The organism is Planktothrix agardhii, from assembly GCF_904830935.1.
Lineage (GTDB): Bacteria > Cyanobacteriota > Cyanobacteriia > Cyanobacteriales > Microcoleaceae > Planktothrix > Planktothrix agardhii.
On the sequence record NZ_LR882952.1, the window covers coordinates 3,101,234 to 3,121,426 of the forward strand.

General features: G+C 40.0%; 18 protein-coding genes and 1 pseudogene. 6 read left to right on the plus strand and 13 right to left on the minus strand.

Features of this window, described 5'->3' with window-relative positions:
- The first annotated feature begins 301 nt into the window (after positions 1-301).
- Entirely contained in the window at positions 302-2,380 is a 2,079-nt protein-coding gene (locus NMG88_RS14540) for a serine/threonine-protein kinase (protein ID WP_254035561.1), read from the plus strand.
- An 8-nt stretch (positions 2,381-2,388) separates the two neighbouring features.
- Here the strand turns inward: NMG88_RS14540 and NMG88_RS14545 are convergent, their stop codons facing one another.
- From NMG88_RS14545 to NMG88_RS14560, 4 genes are all read right to left on the minus strand, one after another.
- Positions 2,389-2,967 carry a YHS domain-containing (seleno)protein gene (locus NMG88_RS14545; protein ID WP_027250004.1) on the minus strand — a complete coding sequence of 193 codons (579 nt, stop codon included), beginning with the start codon at positions 2,965-2,967 and terminating at the stop codon, positions 2,389-2,391.
- A gap of 196 nt (positions 2,968-3,163) precedes the next feature.
- Entirely contained in the window at positions 3,164-4,300 is a 1,137-nt protein-coding gene (locus NMG88_RS22600; protein ID WP_313656307.1) for a hypothetical protein, read from the minus strand.
- Positions 4,301-4,441: 141 nt separating this feature from the next.
- On the minus strand, positions 4,442-6,043 hold the full coding sequence (locus tag NMG88_RS14555) for a tetratricopeptide repeat protein (protein ID WP_227397877.1): 1,602 nt from the start codon (positions 6,041-6,043) through the stop codon (positions 4,442-4,444).
- An 84-nt stretch (positions 6,044-6,127) separates the two neighbouring features.
- Entirely contained in the window at positions 6,128-6,724 is a 597-nt protein-coding gene (locus tag NMG88_RS14560) for a hypothetical protein (protein ID WP_042154479.1), read from the minus strand.
- Positions 6,725-7,118: 394 nt separating this feature from the next.
- On the opposite strand from NMG88_RS14560, the gene NMG88_RS14565 reads away from it, so the two are divergent.
- Entirely contained in the window at positions 7,119-7,388 is a 270-nt protein-coding gene (locus NMG88_RS14565; RefSeq protein ID WP_235751544.1) for an FmdB family zinc ribbon protein, read from the plus strand.
- On the opposite strand, the gene NMG88_RS14570 is transcribed toward NMG88_RS14565, so the two are convergent.
- From NMG88_RS14570 to NMG88_RS14595, 6 genes are all read right to left on the minus strand, one after another.
- Positions 7,372-7,923, minus strand: a complete 552-nt coding sequence (locus NMG88_RS14570; RefSeq protein WP_227350694.1) for a hypothetical protein — start codon at positions 7,921-7,923, stop codon at positions 7,372-7,374. The genes NMG88_RS14565 and NMG88_RS14570 overlap by 17 nt on opposite strands.
- Positions 7,924-7,955: 32 nt before the next feature.
- Entirely contained in the window at positions 7,956-10,148 is a 2,193-nt protein-coding gene (locus NMG88_RS14575) for a DUF3769 domain-containing protein (protein WP_227397876.1), read from the minus strand.
- Positions 10,123-10,305 carry a hypothetical protein gene (locus tag NMG88_RS14580; protein WP_144390457.1) on the minus strand — a complete coding sequence of 61 codons (183 nt, stop codon included), beginning with the start codon at positions 10,303-10,305 and terminating at the stop codon, positions 10,123-10,125. Before NMG88_RS14580 ends, NMG88_RS14575 begins: the two co-directional genes overlap by 26 nt.
- Positions 10,306-10,357: 52 nt before the next feature.
- Complete coding sequence (locus NMG88_RS14585) at positions 10,358-10,474, minus strand: photosystem II reaction center protein I (RefSeq protein WP_071782591.1); 117 nt, start codon at positions 10,472-10,474, stop codon at positions 10,358-10,360.
- Positions 10,475-10,805: 331 nt separating this feature from the next.
- A complete protein-coding gene (locus tag NMG88_RS14590) occupies positions 10,806-12,233 on the minus strand; it encodes a hypothetical protein (protein ID WP_042154474.1) in 1,428 nt (475 codons plus the stop codon).
- A 91-nt stretch (positions 12,234-12,324) separates the two neighbouring features.
- Positions 12,325-12,747, minus strand: a complete 423-nt coding sequence (locus NMG88_RS14595; RefSeq protein WP_375295611.1) for an RNA-guided endonuclease InsQ/TnpB family protein — start codon at positions 12,745-12,747, stop codon at positions 12,325-12,327.
- Positions 12,748-12,997: 250 nt separating this feature from the next.
- On the opposite strand from NMG88_RS14595, the gene NMG88_RS14600 reads away from it, so the two are divergent.
- Positions 12,998-13,408, plus strand: coding sequence for an HNH endonuclease signature motif containing protein (locus NMG88_RS14600; protein WP_227351497.1), 411 nt, complete (start codon positions 12,998-13,000; stop codon positions 13,406-13,408).
- Here NMG88_RS14600 and NMG88_RS14605 read toward each other — a convergent pair.
- Positions 13,374-13,705: pseudogene (locus NMG88_RS14605) on the minus strand (RNA-guided endonuclease TnpB family protein); the annotation flags it as partial. The gene NMG88_RS14600 and the pseudogene NMG88_RS14605 overlap by 35 nt on opposite strands.
- Before the next feature lie 153 nt (positions 13,706-13,858).
- On the opposite strand from NMG88_RS14605, the gene NMG88_RS14610 reads away from it, so the two are divergent.
- The 3 genes from NMG88_RS14610 to crcB (NMG88_RS14620) all read left to right on the plus strand — a co-directional run bounded on the left by NMG88_RS14610 (position 13,859) and on the right by crcB (NMG88_RS14620) (position 18,185).
- The gene (locus NMG88_RS14610; RefSeq protein WP_254035562.1) at positions 13,859-17,131 is read left to right on the plus strand and encodes an alpha-mannosidase; all 3,273 of its coding nucleotides are present in this window, start codon (positions 13,859-13,861) and stop codon (positions 17,129-17,131) included.
- 186 nt (positions 17,132-17,317) lie between these two features.
- Positions 17,318-17,716 (plus strand): fluoride efflux transporter CrcB, encoded by a 399-nt coding sequence (gene crcB, locus NMG88_RS14615; RefSeq protein ID WP_042154468.1) that lies wholly within the window; start codon positions 17,318-17,320, stop codon positions 17,714-17,716.
- Positions 17,717-17,777: 61 nt separating this feature from the next.
- Positions 17,778-18,185 carry a fluoride efflux transporter CrcB gene (gene crcB / locus NMG88_RS14620; protein WP_042154466.1) on the plus strand — a complete coding sequence of 136 codons (408 nt, stop codon included), beginning with the start codon at positions 17,778-17,780 and terminating at the stop codon, positions 18,183-18,185.
- A gap of 237 nt (positions 18,186-18,422) precedes the next feature.
- Here the strand turns inward: crcB (NMG88_RS14620) and NMG88_RS14625 are convergent, their stop codons facing one another.
- Positions 18,423-18,944, minus strand: a complete 522-nt coding sequence (locus NMG88_RS14625) for a phycobiliprotein lyase (RefSeq protein WP_227365516.1) — start codon at positions 18,942-18,944, stop codon at positions 18,423-18,425.
- 243 nt (positions 18,945-19,187) lie between these two features.
- On the minus strand, positions 19,188-20,087 hold the full coding sequence (locus NMG88_RS14630) for a S66 peptidase family protein (protein ID WP_042154462.1): 900 nt from the start codon (positions 20,085-20,087) through the stop codon (positions 19,188-19,190).
- Positions 20,088-20,193: the final 106 nt, after the last annotated feature.

Genomic DNA, 20,193 nt, shown 5'->3' on the forward strand with positions numbered 1-20,193 from the left:
TAGTGATCGCTCCGTTTCATTCTACTCTTATTTCTAAGTAGAAGTACGGGAGATCGGATTAATTTAACCACCAGAAACCCTCAGAAACCGGGTTTCTTCAACTATCTTTTGATGATTCAACAAAGCTGATGACAGAAACCCGGTTTCTGCCTTAAAAACCTTTATAAGTGGGTTTCCTGGCGTTAGTGGGACTAGGACTATTTAGTTGACTTGTACCACACACCGACTAAAATACTACTTTAACGATTATAATTAACCTGGGATTGCTATATTTTTGACATCAACTCAAAAAATCCTGAATATGAATATCTATTGCACTCGTCCCGGTTGCCCTAACCCTCATAACCATTTCCCCGACTTCCAATATAATATAACCCCAGAAAGGCAACTGTTTTGTCGTACTTGTGGGATGCCCTTAATCTTAACTGCAAAGGGACGACATTATCAACCCTTCCAAGCCTTGGGAAAAGGAGGATTTGGAGCCACTTTTGTATCCGTTGATTTAGATTCAATTAATCAACGGTACTGTGTAGTAAAGCGATTAGAAATTCAACCGCGTTACACACCGAAAGAGGTTGAAGGTATTAAAAAAGCTTTTGAACGGGAAGCTAAAGCTTTGGCAGAATTACATGGAAATCACCTGCAAATTCCTGACCTCTACGATTATTTTATATTGAGAGCACCCCAACTTAATTCCTATATTTCACAAGATTGCAATTATTTAGTTCAGCAATATATTAAAGGTCAAAATTTAAGTCAGGAATTAGAGAAACAAGGTCGTTTTTCAGAAACCCAGATTTTAGAAATCTTGGAGCAAATTTTACCGACATTAGAGTTTATTCACAATCAAAAACTAATTCACCGGGATATTAAACCGAGTAATATTATTCGCCGTCAGGATAATCAAAAGCTTTATTTAATTGATTTTGGTGCAGTTAAACAAGTCACCCGAGGAGTAATATCTCCAGAAAAATCTCTAGTGTTTGGGTGTGAGGGATATGCGCCACCAGAACAAAAACCTGGACAACAAGTTTATCCATCCAGTGATTTATACGCACTGGCGGCTTCTTGTGTTCAATTACTGACTAATCAACATCCACAAAATTTACGCGATACTTATACTCTCAAATGGAATTGGAGATCTATATCTCCTGGCGTTAATCAGGATTTAGCTAATATTTTAGATAAAATGCTCAAACCTGATCCTAGTCATCGGTTTCAGTCGGCAAGGGATGTGATAACTGCTCTAAATAATAAAAATCAGGCTCCAACACCTAATGGTTATTCTAGGAATAAGAATGCTAAGACAACAAGAATTATCAGTCAATCCCAACCTCGAACTTTATTAATTTTAGCAATTGTTTTAACAATTATTGTAATTGTAATTACTCAAATTATTCCTCGTCTTAAATTTGGAGATATTGCGCCCATAACTCAATTAACACCGTCACCCACAACAACACTCCCCACCCCCGCAGCCCAAGTATCCTGGCAAAACCCCACCCTGGTTACTACTCTCACCGGACATTCAGATGCTGTCAGTTCTGTAGCCTTCAGTCCCGATGGTCGGACGTTAGCCAGTGGGAGTTTTGACAACAGGATTAAATTGTGGGATGTGCAGAGCCAACGGGAAATTGCTACTCTCACCGGACATTCAAGTTATGTCACCTCTGTAGCCTTCAGTCCCGATGGTCGGACATTAGCCAGTGGGAGTGATGACAACACGATTAAATTGTGGGATGTGCAGAGCCAACGGCAAATTGCCACTCTCACCGGACATTCAAGTTTTGTCTTGTCTGTAGCCTTCAGTCCCGATGGTCGGACATTAGCCAGTGGGAGTTGGGACACGACGATTAAATTGTGGGATGTACACAGCCAAGGGGAAATTGCTACTCTCACCGGACATTCAAGTTTTGTCTTGTCTGTAGCCTTCAGTCCCGATGGTCGGACATTAGCCAGTGGGAGTTGGGACACGACGATTAAATTGTGGGATGTACACAGCCAAGGGGAAATTGCTACTCTCACCGGACATTCAGATTTTGTCAGGTCTGTAGCCTTCAGTCCCGATGGTCGGATGTTAGCCAGTGGGAGTAAGGACAAGACGATTAAATTGTGGGATGTGCGGAGCCAACGGCAAATTGCTACTCTCACCGGACATTCACATTTTGTCAGGTCTGTAGCCTTCAGTCCTGATGGTCGGACATTAGCCAGTGGGAGTTTGGACACGACGATTAAATTGTGGGATGTGCAGAGCCAAGGGCAAATTGCCACTCTCACCGGACATTCAGATGTAGTCTATTCTGTAGCCTTCAGTCCCGATGGTCGGACATTAGCCAGTGGGAGTTGGGACACCACGATTAAATTGTGGAAAAGACAGTAGGGGTAGATTTATTTACTTTGAATTTCCTTTGCCAAACCCGGCCAATTTTTATCGGCTTTAGTAATATTTCCAGGGATATCCTTTGCCCAGCGCTGTTGAATTTTGGGATTAGCATTTAAGTAGAGCTTCCCATCCACAATTTTCCAGGCATTCGGGTCAATGGGTGCGGTATAACCTTGACTCACCGCCCAAGCACAAAAACCTCCATATTGAGGAACGTATTTTTCAGGATTTTGAACAAATAAATCTCGATTTTCTGCCGTAGAAAATTGCCAATTAACATTCCCCCATTGATAATTAAAGTTAGGATTCCCCGGAATCGCTTGCTCTTGTTGAAAATAGGCAACAACATCAAACCCTTTCAAAGCTATGGAATTTTCGGCATAAAATACTCCCGAAATCCGATCAGATGGCGTAGAATTTGGAGTATTTTGGGGTGGGGGTGGGGTTAAATTAGAATTTGAATTAACCGCAGGTTGAGGACTGGAAATAACAGTTTCCACGTTAAGATTAGAACTACAACTAACTGTTAATCCCAGTATTAATATTGAAGATGTGATTAAAATTGTAAGAGTTGGGTAATTCATCGTTTTATTAATTAGAAATTTATTGGTGTTAACTTAAGTCATAATGCCCTGAACGCGCATTTCGGGCTGTAGAGACGTTGCATACAACATCTCTACTTTTTTAACCCTTTTTAACTGGTTTGAGCTTTTAGCCCGAAATTTATTTCCGGGCGCTGTGTGACTGGGGTTGAGTGCAATAAAACCCAACCTACGTTGGTTAAATTGGCCATTTTCCCATCCATTCTCCCCCCCGAAACCGCCAACGGGGAAATAATAACCGCATCATCACCCAAGCGGATAAATAAACCGCCAACCACACTAAACCATAATGTTTAATGAAGGTAATTAAATCAAATTCAGTTTTAGGAATATTGGGTAAACCGATATTGGCAATCAATAAAGCCAAAACTAATCCCTCCACAACTCCGGCATAAAATTGGAATATTCCTGGCCAATCATGATCCCAAAAATATTTTTGCAGAAAATCATATAATACATCCCAAGCTATTCCCAATAAACCCACATAAAACACAATCCAAAAATAAACAAAATCAGACTTAACGCCTAAATATCCCCAAGAAAAAGGCAAAGAAACTAAAATTCCCACCGTTGCTAATAGAAAAATTCGCGTTTGCCAGCGTCCGAATAAAGTTGGAGTCATGATGATTAATAATACAGTGATCTCAAGTTCTAAACCTTGATTATTGCGTTCTAATTTTTTCACTAAACCATAACAAATTTTATACCAATTTTGGGATTTTCCTTGCTCAACAATGCGTCGCCATTTCTTCCGACTAGCTGTTGTTGTTCCACCCCAAGCCTGCAATAATTCCCGTCGTCCCAAGGGATCTGCCGCCTCTAACATAGCCCGCATATCACCGCCCCAAGTCCCTTTAGGCCAGTTAAAAGGTTGAAATTCCCAATCATGTTCAACCTGGCGTTGGGCTGACTCAAATTGGTTGCCCTTGCGAGGTTCTCGGTTTAAATGAATTACGGTAATATTACGCTGGATTTTATGGGCTTCATACAACCGTTCAAATATTTGTGATGCCACAATTCCCGATCCTCGAATCACAACCGTGCCGCCATTTTTTTCTAACTTCTGATAAATATAATCATGGGATTCATAACCTTGAACTACTGTTTTTTGTTCTCCAGATTCTTCAGGATGTTCTCGATGATATTGTTCCAGATCAGTTAACAGTTTAATGGCTGGATAACCCGTACTGAGATGAATATATTTAGCTAATAAAAATTGGTAATTATCCTGACCCGATGACGAGCGACAATAGGCAATACAATAGCGACCGTCTTCTGTTTTCCGAATGCTGCGAATACTACCATATTCAAGCATTTTATCCCAACTAATGCGATCGCCTTCTCGATTCTACACGCTCACGTCTGATTATTTTACTGTGAAATTTCTGAACCAACTGGACTTTAAAAAACAATTAAATCTAAAATCAATACAAAGTCAATAGGATTTGAGATTAGTTCATTTCTGAATCATTAATTGATAGCCTTGATATATAATTTTTACAGGCTCAGAGACGGTTTGAATAAATTGATCAATTCCTTTACGAGTATCTTCTTCAGGGTGTTCAGGATCTCGATATTCATAATCATCAAAAATTATAATTCCCCCCGGTTTTAGTAAATTCCAAGATAGTAACGCATCCTGTAATACCACTGAGGCTAAATGACAGCCATCAATATAAACAAAATTGTAGGTATTAGGAGTAAGAGTTGATAATATTTCTTGGGAATATCCTTCTAATTTGGTTACTTTTTCAGCTACTCCGGTTTTAGCAATATTCCCATCAAATTCTGGCTTAAAACTTAAATCAATACAGGTTATTTTTGCCGTAGGATGGGTTAAAATATGATCCAGTAACCAACAAGCCGACATCCCTTGAAAACTACCAATTTCTAAGCCTTGAATTTCAGGAATACTCGCGAAAGAATATAATGCTTTTTCCCAATTGAGAATATTAACACTAAACCAATCTTTGGTAAAATGATAATCTTTCTCCAAACTAGCATTCCATCCCCTTAAGTAATGGGATTTTTGATGGGCTTGGATGGCGGTTTCTAATTCCCCAATTTCCGATACAAAGTTCCCTAAATGGGTATGAGCATGGGGTAAATCAGGACTTAATAGGAGGGCTTTTTGAGAAGCTGCGATCGCTTCTTCCCATTGTTTTTGATAACTATAAGCTCGACTTAAAGATAAATAGATAAATGGATTTTTATCTTCTACTTTCAGCGCATCTTGATAACCAGCGATCGCCTGATCCCATTGTTGTAATTTAAACTTAATTTCCGCAATTTGAAAATAGGGTAGATAGGCGGTGGGATTTAATTCTATAACTCGTTGATAACAATGAATGGCATTTTCCCATTTTCTTAATTGTTTATTAGCATTTCCCAAACCCATATAAGAAGGAAACTGTTGATTATTCCTTTCAACAGCTTGACTATAGGCTTGAGCCGCATTTTCCCACTGTTGGAGTTGAAAATAAACTTCCCCTAAATTGTGATAGGCTTCATAAGCATTAGGGTTGGCTTGAATCGCATTTTGATAACAAAAAATTGCTGGGTTAATTTTGCGTTTTTGAAATAGTCGATTTCCCAGGTTTAAATATTCAGTAAATGTTCCTAAACTTGGTTCTAATTGTAAGGCTTTATACCAGAGTTCTTCCCCTTCATCCTGTTGATCAATTTTGATTAAAACCTTGGCTAAATTCCGATAAATTACTGCTAAATTAGGATTACATTCAATCGCTTTTCGATAATTAAAAACAGCCGTTTCCCAGTCCTGTTTTTGACTATAAATATCTCCTAAATTCCCATAAACTTCTGCATAATTCGGCTGTAATTTCAGGGCTTTCTGATACCAAAATTCCGCCTGTTCAAAATCCTCTTGAACTTGCCAAATTACCCCTAAAGTTTTAGAAATAGGTGCATAGTCTGGATCTAAATTAAGAGCTGCTAAACAAACAGAAAGGGCTTGATCAACCTGTTTATGGGCTAAATGATAATTAGCCTGTTGATACAAATACTTAACAAAATTCTGAGGATTTAAAAATGAGTCCATGGGGTCAGTTTGAGTCAAAGTCTTGAGGGTTTCGGTTGACAGTTATAGGTTAACCATCTACTGAAACCGCCATCTATTTTTTAATTAACCTAAGCGGTGATTACTTTCCATTTGAACAGTGCTTTCTTCAGGAGAAGGTGAAGTTAATAAAGGACTATTTTTCGGTTTTAATACCGCTTGAATGGTTCTTAAAAAACGATTGGGTTTAGGTACTTGACCATTTAACAATTGACGTTCTTTTACTTTTTTTGCCAGATGACGCATGACGGATAAATCTAATTCATCAATGAAATGATCAGCAATTCTTTCCCCCATGAATTCAATCGCTTCAGAATACTGTTCCATCAGAGATTCTACGGCTTGGGAAGCATCCGTTGTGATCTGATCAGAAACGGGATTTTGATCAATAATAGGTGGTTGAACTTCTACGGTAGTTTGGACTCGATTTAGGCGATGATTTAAGAAACTTTGATATTCGTCAACGGTCATCCCCAAATTATAAATATGATGATGAACATGATCAATTAAGTCAACTTCCGCCGGGACAAATAGATCATTTTGTTGACAAATTCCATGCAAACTCGCCCAAGTTTTGAGGGTATTAGCATCATGGAGTTGATAGCGGTCTAACAGTTGAGTGGTTGTCATATTGGTTTCGGGAGTTGGCTTAAAATCACTCATAGACTTGTCCTCATTTACAGCTATATCTGACAGTTTGTTTAACACTTTTAATTACATTTAATTTAGCATAATAAGTACCAAAAAACCAAATATTTTGATCTGATTTTCCCTGAGATGTTCAAGGATATAGCAATGAGCAGGTTATTGTTCACAACAACTTCCGTGTCTTTGTGGTTAAATTAAGTCTTCCCGTTGTCAACATAGCCACAATAACTGCTATAGCATCCCGTTGAGTCAATTACCTAAAATTATCACCTCAACTTTTGTATTATCACCGATTTTGGCAAAATTGTATCCGGTTTTCTTTCCCCTTCCCATTTCCTAAAACTTTGGATAAAATTATCCATAATCGGGATCACACCAATTTGCCATTATTGAAATCCAACCCTTTGCTATGCCAATCTACGATTATTTCTGTCCCAGCAACAACCAAACCATAGAAGTTATGCACTCCTATGCCCACGAGATTACCACCTGGGGCGAGGTTTGTCAGTTAGCCAACTGTGACCTCGGAGATACTCCTAAAGATGCTCTAGTGCGTCGGGTGGTGAGTGCACCGATGCTATCTATTCCTACTTCTAATGCCGATTACAAAAACGCCGGATTTACGAAGTTAGTCAAACGAGATCAAGGAGTTTATGAAAATGTCACGGATTCGGATTAACTGAACTAGATTGATGTTTAGCTTTTTCTTTTTTTGGATCACCCATAAATCCCTTTAACTTCTGGTGAAAATCAGGATGTTTTAGGGATAATTTATCGGTTTGACTTGCTTCTAATCCTTGGCTTTCTGGGGTTTTATCTGTTATTAATTTATCTTTGTTTTGACTTTCTAATAACAAGTTTTGGGGAAACCTATTACAAATTAAACGTTCAAATTCTGAAGTAAAATGATAAATTTTTTTCCCTCGCCGTTGCCAAGATATTAAGATATATTCCACAGAAATCGCTTTATAGCGTCCCTGATATAAAGATTCCAAAATAGCGGGTAGAAACCAATCTGGATCATATTGTTTTTCCCAGCGCTTAATAATTTGTTCTGGGGTCTGGTCTGCTAATTCAAAACCATAATATTTGAGCAGATCAGAGGGATTTACCGAACTAGAAATGCTCCTAGGATCTTCCCGAGTCGGTGCTGCGAGATATTTACGGTGTTCTTCATCGTTAAAAGGAAATTCTAAAGCAAACAGAAAAATCACCTCCTTGGCATTATGATCATAAATCTTACACCCTAATTTTCTATTTCAGGAGTAGAACCAAAATAGGGGTCTGGAGTTCCGATCCAGTTAAAATCACTAATTCTGAGATTAATACTGCCAATCCGACGCACCGGATTAATCCTCAGCATCACCCCATAGGTACGGCGACTATATTCTAAGGTTAATTCATTATTTAATGATAAACCACTATCCAAATTAACTGCCGATTCAATCCCAGCCCTTAACCCCCCATAAAGTTGTTGAACTAATCCCATACTTAATACTCGTTGATCGACTAAACGATCAAACAAAAAGGGCGATTGTCCATCCAATATCACTTGAGTATAAAATAGGCTAAACCCCGTATAGTCTAAAAAGTCTTTAGAAAAATGACCCAATTGTCCTTGCACCCCGACGGAGGTACTCAGATAGGATTGGGAATAATCTTGACTATATTGGGTGGTGACTCCTCGGGCAATTAAGGCTAATTGTACAAAGGGAATCACGGGTCGAGGGGTATAACGTAAACCTTCGGTAGCCGTTGGTGGTAAGCCTTCTCCCCGCCATAATAATACCGGATAAATTAAAGTTCCCAACGCCTCATAACGATCTAAAGTGACTCGATTATTCAGACGAGTGGGTTTAAGTAATTCCGGGCGATCGCTATCAGCATTTACCGATTGATAGGATGTTTGAAAGCTAAAGGTAGCCCCCTGGTCATTTAAAGCAATCTTAGGAGAAGTCAGCACCGTCCCTAAACTACTCCAAACGGTACGATACCCCAAAGTTCCATTAAACAAACGGTTACGGTAACTATATTCTCCATTCAGGGCAAATCCAGCCCCCAATTGTTGGCGGACTCGGATACTACCGCGAAGGGCTTTTTCATTCAGATCGGGGAAATTTTCTAAGGTATTTATGGATAAAAACCCACTTAATGCCGTAGTTGGGGTAATTGATCCCGAAATCTTTGCTTCTAACCCCAAGGTTTTCGGATCGAAGGGGGTGACATGATCTTGAAAAGCCCGTTGGATTAATAATCTAGGCGCCACTTGCAGGGTCAACGGGCCAAGGGGAACCGAAGGTAGATTACCTTGAATATAATATCCCCCAAAGTCCCTGAGATCATAACCAAAGGAAAAGGGTAGGGGTTCTTTTTGGCTTCGATCAATGACGGTACGTTCTCGAAATAACGGTAGGTTAAAGGATTGATCCAGCACCAGTCGGGATTTGGTGGTGATCAGTTCATCCCGTAGGGGTGAAACTCGGTTAAATCGGGCGGTATCGGCTCTTAATTCTAGTTCCGGGGGGGAAAAGGGATCATTGGTCAGTCGCACCTGTTGGGCTTCCCATCCCCCATCCCCAAACAGATCAATCCGTTCGGCGGCAAATCTCAAGCGATTCACACTGCCTTTTACCCCAAAGGTTTCCCCCCCTCCGACCGAGACTCCGGCGTTAAGCCCCCCATCAGCTTTGACTTTGGCTAAGGGTTGGGCGGCGGTAATTCGGTCGCTGATCGGGGCATTTAGTAGGGGAGTAACCCCTGGAGTTAGGGGGTCAACTACGGTTAAATCGGTGTCGGCGGAGGGGGTATAAACAACGCCGTTGGCTTGGTAAACTGACCCGGTACCGACAACGAAGTTATAGTCCATGCGATCGCCCCGAATCACTTGATTTCCCCGGGTTAGGGCCACATTCCCTTGGGCAACCACTTGACGGGTATTTAGGTTAACTTGGGCCTGCTCCGCATTGATTAAGGACTGGCGAAACCTCACCATCACGTTCCCTTGGGCGGTGACGATTTGCCTTTGTTGATCATATTCTTGCCGATCGGCGGTGATTTCGACTATATCTGCGGGGGTGGGAACTGGAATAACGGTCGATTCTTGGGTGGGAGTTTTAGGGGGGGTGACAACTATTCTGTTACAAGGACTCTGACAGGAATTATCGCTATTGGTAAAGGAAAAGGAGGCATCAAACCGATATTGATTCTCGGTTAAAGGTGGGGCGGTTTCTATGGTGACGGTTGACCCCAGTAGTTCTGCGGATACAGGGTCGGATGCCTGAATCTGATCTTCAGGTAAAGGATAGCTGATGGTTCTTGGGGTTTTTACCCAGGAAGATATTTGTGGTTCTAATCCGATTATCCCCGTTTCCGTGGTCTGTGGTTGGGGAAGATGACGAATAATTGGGGGTGGTTCAGGTGGTGGTAACGGATAGGGCATACTTGCTGTAACGGAATTCCACAAAATAGCCAGAACTCAGCCCCTTTAGGGAATAGGCTAAAACAATGTCATTAGCTATCAGCCCATCGGGATGATCGCTAATGACACTCCATTTTTTTATCATATCAGGGATTTTGTTCACAGAGGTTGTCGGCATCTGGTTTTGATGTTCAAGCCCTAACTTCTGTTTGGACAACTTCCATGTTTCTCTACTCTAAGTCTCTGCGTTTCGGGTTCCGGGCTGGGTCATTGGACAAGAATCCAAACACGAATAAACTAAAGAAGAACAGAACTACGATATTAACAACGATTTTTAGGGTCAGCATTTGTGAATTTCTCCGAGGCTGCAAGAGTTTATTTATAGCTGTTATGCCGTAAGCACAACTTTACCATCATATCCCAAAATACCCACTGCTTTAAGGATTCTTTTTCTACCCCCTTGACACAAGTTCATTTTGTGTTATTATTATCGTGGGGTATCTATGCTCGCCTATAAAGTATTTTTTCGGTTTCGGCATCTGCCAGAAGGGTTAGAACAATTACGTTACAGTATTCTTCCGATTACCCATTCCCCATCACGGATTTAAGAGGATAACGCAGATTAACACAGATTAAAATCCGTGAAATCCTCCTAAATCCGTGATCCCTATTACCCCATTACTCATAATGGGTAAACCAATACCAAGTTTTAGCGATCGCCTCCTCAACTTTAACCATAACCTGATCTAACCATCCTAAAATCTTCTCTAGGGGATGTTGAATATATCCGGTTGATGTCACCTGAGCTTCTAGCCAGTCGGGGGAATCGGTCGCAGTTGCGGTTTTCTTGGATTCTGTAACACAGTTTTGCGTTTTTGTCAAGGGGTTTTGAGAATTTTCAGAAATTAAACCGATATTTTCCGGGGTCGTTTTTGTGGGGAAACGGTTTAAGGAAGATTGAAGTTTCTGAAAAATCCGATTATTTTCGATAGGGTTATTTTGGGTCTTAGGTTTTTTGAGTTTGGATAAAATATTATTTGTCCGAGTATCAATAGTTGACCAGGGGTCTTCTAGGGAAGAAGATTTTGAATTGGAAATTACCCCGGAATATTCTTCGGGGATATGCTCAGAATTAATAGTATGCTGATGGTCTTTGAAGAAATAATCTATCGCGGCAAAAATCAAGGACTGAACTTGATAAAAATATTGATCAAAACCCGTTTCTAAGGAAGATGCTGATTTTACAGATAAATGGGGATGTTGGCAAGTTTGAATTACGGTTTTTCCCAGGGTTTGACTTTGTTGGACTAAGCTATGGGTAGCTTGAGAGATGGGAATAATAGAATAATCTTCGACTTGCGCGATCGCAAAATCTAAGTTATGAATAAATTCAGGAGAAGGCTGGGGGAGAGAAACCGACTCAACAAAATTAGATTCTCCAAAACAATTAATTTTGACTGCTACAGGACTGGTTTGTACCCAACATAGGACTTGCCAAAATCCTCGAATGGCAGATACAACATTAATAGGATGGCTAAAAGGTTGTAACTGGGGTTGGAAAGGTTTGGGATGTTGTGCTGAATTTCGATAATAATAGTGATAGTCTGCGACTTCTAAACTAATCCGTTGTTGAAGTTGATATTGTTGTTCAACGGTGAGACTATCTAAAATTTGATTATCTTTTTGAACTAATACTAAGGTTTGGGAATCAATTTTACTAGCTACCCCTTGAATTTCTCCTGCTGCGGGTTGGGAAATTATCGAATTTTCAAAGCCTCCCGTGTACGGGGGGTTTGGGGGAGCGGTTTCGGTGGTAACCGTATTTAGAATATGAATAATAGGAGTATCAACATTAGGAGGTTGGGACTTGACCTCAGAATTGAGTTGGGGTAAATGCTGTTTAATCGCCGTCCCTAATTTTTGGGTAGTGACTCGAACGGTTTGCAGGATAAAATAAACTGGGTATAGTGCTGTTTGCAGGGTAATCTCGGTGGCGAACTTAAAATAGCGCCAACTGCGACTGCCCTCATCGGTAAATTTCTGTGCCGTCTGAGAGATAAAATTAAAGAATCGACTTTTGTATGGCCCGGATTCAGCAACAGACATGGTTACACCAAGTTTGATCTATATTCTCCCCTATTAACTATAACATTGACATACTCCCCACGCATAAATGCGGGAGATTCTTGTTCATGGTTCACAGAAATCCACTTGCTATCTCTGGTTTCCCATCAATAGTAGAGGCGGTCTTCTCCCCATGCTTTCCCGATTGCTCGGCAGATCCCTTTTGCCCAAAGGTACTGTTTTGCCATTCTATCCCCAGAATTCCCATACCCTTTTTAAGAATATTAATTGCTGCATTTGTATCACGACAAATCTCTGTTCCACAATTAGGACAGGAATGGGTTCTGGTACTCAATGACTTTTTCGCCCGATAACCGCAACTAGAACAATCTTGAGAGGTATAGTTAGGCGAAACCGCCACAACTGCCTTATCCCAGATCTTTCCGTAATAATCTAGCCATTGGGTGAATTGATACCAACTAGCATCGGAAATCGACTTAGTCAAGTGGTGATTCTTGACCATGTTCGACACCTTTAAATCTTCATAGACAATCACATCGTTAGAGTGAACTACGCACCGAGCTTGCTTAATCGCCCAGTCTTTACGCTATAATATTATTATGGAAATAATAAATAGAAAACGTGCAATAGAGTTAGGGCTAACAATCTATTTTACTGGTAAACCGTGTAAAAATGGGCATACCTGTGAAAGATTTGTAGCCAATAAAACCTGCAAAGAATGCCTTAGATTGTTAAGTGCAAACAGAAGAGAAAATACCCAATTTATAGATGACCATAAAGTATATATGGACAAATACAATAGGGAAAATAGAGAGTCAATACTTCAAAATAGGAGAGACAAACTAAGCCACGACGAAGAGTATAGGCAGAAGGAAAAAAGCAGACAGGCAAGTTGGGCTAAAGAAAACAAGAAGAAAGCGTTAGAGATAAAGGCGCGGTACAGAACATCAAAGGCTAATGCCCCTACAATAGAGGGTAACAAGCAACTAACTAAACAATTCTATTTAGATTGTCCTAGAGATAAAACTGTTGACCACATTATACCTATTTCAAAAGGAGGGGCGCACGATATAGGCAACCTGCAATACCTATCGCCATCACAAAATTCTTCAAAAAAAGATGGTCAGAATATAGCTATTAATGGAATATACTGCATTTCTACGTGGCATATTCTACAGAGCGACAATGTTTTTTAAACTTGGGGTAGCCCTTTTTCTTTTCTTTTTTCTACAACGACTGTAGAAACTAGAAATAGAAGCCCATGCTCTTTCTGCACTAGCTTGACGAGCCGCCGAATTTAACTTTTTGGCAAAAGGAAATAATGCGGCTAAATCTTTGCATAGCGCATACAAACCAGCCTTACCTATTCCTTGATTATCTATCCAGTGTCGAACACATTTGTTTCTGATAAATTGTGCGGTACGAATGGCTTCATCAAGAGCTAGGTATTGCTCCTTGGTTCCGTGCAGTAGTTTGGCTTCTCTAACTATCATGATTCTATTTTATCATAAGGTATTGCAGATAAAGCTATTTTTGTGACAAACTTCTTCAAGGTGGCTAAAGGCTCTCCTGAGCGTAGTCGAAGGGCCACCACCGTGTTCATCCCCACGCCTAAAGTCGGGGGCTTTCCACTCGCTTTTTGGTAAATGTCTTTTTCTACCCCTACCCTGCAATTAAAGATTTCGGAAGTTGCTCAACGGTTACGTCTGTTGACTCAAATTAATCTGCAACCCCATTGGCAGGTTATCAACCCTGGGGAGTCTGATCACCCAGTTGAAATCAATGAAAAAGAACATATTCCTTGGGCGGCGGGAAAACAGGTTTTGAAATTAAGACAAAAAATTATAGTTCCCAGGGAGTTACAGGGTTATCCGTTAATAGGTTTAACTTTAAGATTAGTCTTAAGTTGGTGGGCACAGGATGCTCAAATCTATATTAATAACCAGTTTGTACAAGCCGGAGACTTGTTTGATAGTTATACCCGAATTTTATTAAGTTCATCAGTACAGCCTGGGGATGAATTTGAAATAGAGTTATCTTTGATTAGTCCGGGACACGACCGAGGAGCATTAGTTAATTCCTGCTGTTGGTATGAACTTTCCGACTCCTCAAAAATTGATCCTAGTTTCTTAGCTGACGAGTTAGAAATTTTAGGGATATTTTTAGCATCGGAAAATCACCAACCCGACCTAGAAACCGACTTAACTTCCCTAGGGAAGATTTTAGATATCATTTCTGGCTATATCCTCCCAAAAGTCCCCCGTACACGGGGGGTTTGGGGGGGACAAAATCTAACTGAATTTGAAAATAGCCTGACCCAAGTTCGTCAGATATTAAAATCAGTTATTCCTAAATTAGACTCCTACAAAATTAGCTTACTCGGTCACGCCCATTTAGACTTAGCTTGGTTATGGCCGATAACAGAAACCTGGATAGTCGCGCAAAAAACCTTTGAGTCAGTTTTGCAATTACAAACAGACTTTCCCGAATTAATCTTCTGTCATTCCTCCCCTATTCTTTATGAATGGATAGAAAAACATCGTCCCGATTTATTTAGTCAAATTCAAGATAATATTCAAAAAGGAATCTGGGAAATCGCCGCCGGACTCTGGGTAGAACCAGAATTGAATATTATTAATGGAGAATCTATCGTCCGTCAGGTATTATACGGACAACGATATGTTTTAGAAAAAATGGGTCAACTTTCCACCGTTGCTTGGCTACCAGATACCTTTGGTTTTTGTTGGCAATTACCCCAAATTTTCCAACAAGGAGGTATTGATTATTTTATTACCCAAAAACTGCGTTGGAATGACACAACTAAATTTCCCTACGGGTTGTTTGAATGGCAAGGGTTAGATGGAACTAAAATTATTAGTTTTATGACCGCTTTAATTGGGGAACGAGTTGACCCGGTAAAGATGTTTAAATATGCTCTGGAATGGAAAACCCAAACCGGATTAAATCAGAGTTTATGGTTGCCCGGAGTTGGTGATCATGGGGGCGGGCCGACCCGTGATATGTTAGAAATAACTAGACGCTGGAATCAATCTGCTATTTTTCCAGAGTTTAAGTTTCAAAAGGTGACAGACTATTTAACAGAAGTCCTGAATAATGCCCCCGCACCCCTTCCGATCTGGCAGGATGAATTATATTTAGAATTCCATCGCGGTTGCTATACTACCCACGCAGATCAAAAACGGTTTAATCGTCGGGGGGAAACCCTATTATATGAAGCAGAACTATTTGCAACTATAGCCACCCTTTACTCCGGTTCTATTTATCCCCAGCAGGAAATAGAAACTGCTTGGAAGCAAATTTTGTTAAACCAATTTCACGATATCCTGCCCGGAACTGCCATTACTGAAGTCTACCAGCAGGCAAATCAAGACTGGGAAACCGCTATCAAAACCGCCGAGGAAATTCTCCACCAGTCCTTTGATGCCATTGTTGCCTCTATTTCTGTTAACTTCCCCTCCCAACTCAACGCGCAACCGATTTTTATCTTTAATTCCCTAAATTGGTCACGCTCAGAAGTCGTGGCTGTGCCTATTCCTAATTCCGATAGCTGTTGGCAAATTTATGATTACCAGGGAATACCCCAAACCGCCCAAACACGGGGGGAAAGGTCGGAAAAACCGCAACTGCTATTCCTGGCAAAAAATGTTCCGAGTCTGGGATATCAGGTCTATTGGTTGGGGCGCAAACAGGCTGAAACCCTTGAAATCTCGCAGAAAAACCCCGATATATCCTATATGGGCATACATATTGCTGATTATACTGAAAGTATAGCAGAAAAAAACGGGGTTGTCAAATATTATCAGTTAGAACCTCAAAAGATTAGCTTTGAAAACGATATTTTGCGGGTAATTGTAGATACGGAAACCGGAAATTTAGAACAGGTTTTCGACTTAATTAATCAAAGAAATATCCTCCAACCAGGACTGGGAAATCAATTACAAGTCTTTGCAGATTCAGGACAATATTGGGATGGGTGGAATATTAACCCCAATTATCAACAATATCCCCTAAATTCACCGCAATTAGAATCAATTGAATGGATAGAATCAGGGCCGATAGTTTGGCGGTTGAGAATTATTAAACGATTAAATCAATCAGAGTTTTGCCAGAATTATATTTTAGAACAAGGTTCACCCCTATTAAAAATAGAAACCACCGTTAATTGGCAAGAACGTCATACTTTAATTAAAGTCGCTTTTCCCCTAACTATTAAGGCGGATTTTGCTAGTTATGAAATTCCCTGTGGAGTGATTCAAAGACCTACTAACCCCCAAACCCCCCCAAGCCCTCCGCCCCCCCTGCCCCCCGTCTACGGGGGGTTTCCGGGGGGGAAAGCTAAATGGGAAGTTCCGGCTATTCATTGGGCAGATATTAGTACACCTGATTATGGAATTAGTATATTAAATGATAGTAAATATGGTTATGATGCTCAAAGCGATCAACTGCGATTAACATTATTAAGAGGTTCAACCTGGCCCGACCCAGAAGCCGATTTAGGATGGCATCAATTTAGTTATGCAGTTTATCCCCATGCAGGAGATTGGAAACAAGCAAAAACTGTTCAAAAGGGCTATGAATTTAATCGACCGTTACAGGTTAAAATCTATCCGCCTATATCCGCAACCGCTAATTTAGAATCATCGAGTTGCCAGAGTTTCCTAGAGTTGGGTTCGGAACATTTAATTTTAATGGCATTTAAACAGTCAGAAACTAAGTCCAAACAATGGATATTAAGATGTTATGAATGTCAGGGAGAAGAAACTAGGTTAGAATTACAGAATAATCTGGGATTAACTATAGACTATTCTGTAAATATATTAGAACAACCCCAGGAAACAACTGCTTTTATATCTGCTTGGAAAATAGTTAGTTTTGCTCTAACTTCTAGGGAGAGCTAGATATAATATAGCAATCCTAAATAGGTTGTAATATTTTAATAGGGAATAGAGAATATAGAATAGAGAATGATTGTTTCTTAGATGTCTTGAGTTTGGATTCTGAATTTTGTGCTTTCAGCTACGTTTCTATCCTAAACCCCAAATATCCCAAAAAACTGAAACTTAGCACAGGGTGAATTTTAACCAATGTCAGATATAACTAATGTTTTAGCGATTGCCGTTGGGGCAGTTCCTGGTGCATTATCTCGGTATCAAATTACCGAATGGACAAAAGCCAAATTTGGAGCCAAATTTCCCTACGGAACATTTATTATTAATTTAACTGGATGTTTGGCTATGGGTTTCTTCTTCACTATTTCCAAAGGAATTACAGGCTATCCCAAAGAGTTAGATTTACTGATTAGAACTGGATTTTTAGGTTCTTATACCACATTTTCAACCTATGGCTTTGACACCCTAAGTTTATGGCGGAATAAAGAAACCTTTCTCACAGCTTTTTATTGGGCTGGGAGTGCAATTTTAGGACTAGGAGTAGTGATGATAGGCGTGACGCTCGCCAATGCTGTTGTCCCCCCTTCATCATAAAAAACAGTTGAGATCTAGCTGACAAAAAACCACAAATAATCAATATTTTAGGTAAAACACAATGGAATTTTTGAAAGGACGTTATTCCCTAGCTATAGCAATTGGGGCTATTTTTGGTGCATTGAGTCGTTTCTATTTCACCGAAGCCGCCAAAGCAATTTTTGGCAAAAATTTTGGCTTTTATGGCACATTTTTTATTAACGTGACGGGCTGTTTATTGATTGCTTATATTTTGACTTTAGCGATCGAAAATATTCGGTTGATCTCCCCGGAATTCCGACTGATGACGACAACGGGTTTCTGCGGAGCCTATACAACCTTTTCGACCTACGGTTTAGAAGCCAATAATTTCTTAGCCAAGGGAGATAACCAAACGATGTTCCTTTATTTTTTCGGAAGTGCCGTAGTCGGTATGATTTGTGTCCAAATCGGTGTTTTATTGGCAAGAGCAGGTCTTCCAAAAACTTAAATTGTAGCGGTTTGTAGTCAAATGAGGTAGACTTGCAGTGGCTCTAATTCTGATTAGTAAAGGAGTTGATGCTTGAGGGAAAATATTTCTAAACTTCAGCATTTTAATCCAGCATGGCGAAAAAAGCTGTAACTCTCGTTGTTAGAGAGCTACGCACTAGGGAACAGGGAACAGGATTTAGAAGTATCCTAACTGTAATGCGTAGCGCTATAGATTAAACTTAACCCACCCTTAATATTATTGGACTCCCATGCGAATTTCCGAACAAAAAGAAGCCTGAGTTAGTCCAGTATTATTTTTAACAATGCTAGTTCTAAGTCGGAGATTTGGCATCAAATACCATAACCTTTCTTCTACATAAAAGTTAGGAGATTCTGTAATTATGGTTAATACTTCATCCTCTCCGAAACTATAGCTTCCCGATAGAGATTGATTCGGGTTAGTACCTTGAGATTGGAGTAATTGACCTGCTTGGGGATGTTCAGGATTAATAATTGGAACTAAAATAGCCGAGCCTTTTTGTTGATTAGAGTTTCCTTCTGTTGTTCCATCCCAGGTTAAGCGAAACCCCTCGGAAATTGTGGTCGGGTCAATATGATGCTGTTGACAAAGTTGAATAACTTTAGCATCAGTTTGGGGTAAAGTATCAATGATCAGATTAGACTTACCCGCCTGTAATTGTCCTGATTTTAAATTGTGTAAAGTGCGTTGGGAAAACCATTTGCCAGCACTTAATTCAAAAAATTCAATAATATTCATCTTTGATAAACTAAAAAAGGAAAGGCTGATTTCACTTAGTTTTATTGCATAAAGAAGTTTGATGCAATTGCTTCTTATTGTAGCACAGTCTATTCCAAATTAGAAATAGGGGCGGGTTTAGATAGTTTTGGGGTGAAAATCACAGATAGTCTCGAACCCGCCCCTACGATGATAATTTATATAATGTTTATAACAATTTCTTTGTGTATTTGTGTCTTTGTGGTTAAATTAAATAAACTCTCCCTAACCCCAACTTAATGTTCCCTTTTCTCCATCAAGATTAACCATCATCCCAACGGGTAAAATAGGATTAGATCCTTGATGACCAAAGGGTAAATTAGAGACAATGGGAATGCCTAAATCCCCTAAGCGATCGCGTAATACTTCTTCTAGGGTAAAACTATTATTATTCCCTTTAGCATGACAATCACTAAATCTTCCTAATCCAATTCCTCTAACTCCTTTAAACCCTCCGACCATCCGCCAATAGGTTAACATTCGATCCAAACGATAGGGTTCTTCGTTAACATCTTCAAAAGCAATAATAGTATTAGTTAAATCCGGTTGATAGGCTGTTCCTAATAGGTGGGTTGCTACGGTTAAGTTAGCTGGAAATAATCGACCTGAAACAGATTTTCCACCCCAACCTTCTCCTTGTAAAGTATCAAAAAATCCGGTTTCTATTCCCTTAAATAAACGTTGAATTGACCAATCTGGCTCAGTAGCTAAGGTGGTAATAACTGGGCCATGAATGCCGATAATTTGGGGGTGATTTGCAAAAGCCCATAATAGTCCGGTAATATCAGAAAATCCGATTAAAAATTTAGGATCTGGGGAAATTTGGGTAATATTTTCCCATTTCCAACCTTCTAATAATCGAGTTGACCCAAACCCGCCCCTAGCGCATAAAATCCCGCGACAATTGGGGTCGGTTAAAGCTTCTATTAACTGTTGTCGGCGGTTTTCATCGGTTCCGGCTAAATAGCCTGTAACTTGATCAAAACCTGGTGTTAATTCAATATTATAACCGTGCGATCGCCAAATTTCAACCCCAGCCTCAAACCTTTCCCATTCTCTTAATGCTCCACTGGGGGTAATTACTTTTAATTTATCTCCGGGTTTTAATCTTGGAAAATTGTTCATGATTGTTTGTTTGTGATATAAAATAATAATAAGAAAGCCCTGAAGGGCTTACTACGGGATGAGTTGAAATAACCATTGTTCCATGCGATCGCCTAATCTATCTAAA